This is a genomic window from Flintibacter porci (assembly GCF_041925195.1).
GTDB lineage: Bacteria > Bacillota > Clostridia > Oscillospirales > Oscillospiraceae > Lawsonibacter > Lawsonibacter porci.
The window spans coordinates 1-1,491 of the sequence record NZ_JBHEVB010000042.1 but is presented as its reverse complement, the minus strand read 5'-3'; the positions used below and the strand labels follow the sequence as shown (position 1 = coordinate 1,491).

Annotated in this window: 2 protein-coding genes; both read right to left on the bottom strand. The window is 56.9% G+C overall.

Going from position 1 to position 1,491, the window contains the following annotated elements:
* Positions 1-101: 101 nt before the first annotated feature.
* On the bottom strand, positions 102-884 hold the full coding sequence (gene istB, locus ACEVJL_RS16775; protein ID WP_374738488.1) for an IS21-like element helper ATPase IstB: 783 nt from the start codon (positions 882-884) through the stop codon (positions 102-104).
* The coding region (locus ACEVJL_RS16770; RefSeq protein ID WP_374738487.1) for a Mu transposase domain-containing protein at positions 877-1,491 on the bottom strand (615 nt) is incomplete at its 5' end. The genes ACEVJL_RS16770 and istB, both read right to left, overlap by 8 nt.

Below are 1,491 nucleotides of genomic sequence, written 5' to 3'. Positions count from 1 at the left end.
TGTCAACGCCGGACGGTAAAAAATCTAAAACGCCGGCCAGAAAATGACCCAAACGCCGGAAACATAGCGCTTGTTATTTACGCCGGAACTCCGTCCGCCGGTCAGTTGTCCGCCGGAAGCTCAGCCGGTGGAACCGGCTGGACACCGGCCTTCCACCGTTCCCTCAGCCGGTAAGTCTGGCCGCGGATATTCACCACATGGGCATGGTGGAGCAGCCGGTCCAGTAGCGCAGTGGCCAGAATATTGTCGCTGAGCAGTTCCCCCCAATCGCTGAAATACTTATTGCTGGTCAAGATGATGCTGCCGTGCTCATACCGTTCCGAGATCAGACGGAACAGCAGCTCAGCCTCCTGGCGGTCCAGCTGCATGTACCCGACCTCATCAATCACCAATACAGCCGGGCGCAGGTAGACCCGCCACCTGCGTTCCAGGCGTCCCTGCAGTTGAGCCTTCTGCAAATCCGTAATGAGGTGCGAGAGGGTGGTGTAATAAACCACCATGCCGGCGTCCAGCGCCTTGAGTGCCAGACCAACAGCCAGGTGAGTTTTGCCCACCCCAGGGGGTCCCAGCAGGATAACATTTTCCTCCCGGGCAACGAAGGCCAGCGTACCCAGCTCCTCTACCTGCCGTTTGTCAATGCTGGGCTGGAACGCAAAGTCAAAGTCCTCCAGGCCTTTGCGGTGAGGCAGCCTGGCCAGCTTCAGCCGGGTTTCCCGGCTTTTTCGCTGGCGTTGCTGCTGTTCAGAAGAAAGCAATTCATTGAGAAACTGCACATAAGTTTGCTGTGTGTGGAGGGACTGCTCCAACTGAGCATCCAGAAGTTGAGCCGCAGTCTGCAGCCCCATTTGTTCCAGAAGGGCTCTGGCATGTTCTAATTCAACCATGTGCAGGTCCTCCTAACAAACGGTCATAGAACTGCAGGGGCCGTACTTCCACCTGGAGATCCTGCTGCTGGGCTGCCGGATACGGTGCGGCAATCCCTTTGTGCTCTGCCAGGCCTTTGTACTGTCCGGGAAGCCATATGATTTTTCCGGCATGGTACTGGACCTGGTGCCTGGCCAAAAGCATCGCTCCGTCATAGATTTCCAAAGCGCCGCTGCACAGCCGTACCTGGACCTCCTTGCCGCTGTACTGCCATGGTACACCATAACGGATCCCGTCAAAGCTCACCAATCCTTCTCTGGTTACGGTACGTCTCTCCCAGCGGTAGCGGTCCTGAATCTCCTGAGCGGGTAATGAAAGCAGTTCTTCCGCAGGCAGCACCTGCAATGGGACTTTACCGGTAGTGCCGTGGGGCTTGGAGTCCACCGTTTTACACCAGAGCTGCGCCTGCCGGTTCAGATCTTCCAGGTCAGTGAACTTGCGGCCGGGGAAGAAGTTCTCTTTCACATACCGGACCAGGCGCTCTACTTTCCCCTTAGTCTGCGGCTTCCTGACCTGACAGACCTTTGGCAGAAAGCCCATCTCTACCGCAAAGTCAGAGAATTGGGT

Excerpts from the sequence above, each read along its gene's own strand:
- istB (WP_374738488.1), bottom strand. The coding sequence starts at position 884 with ATGGTTGAATTAGAACATGCCAGAGCCCTTCTGGAACAAATGGGGCTG.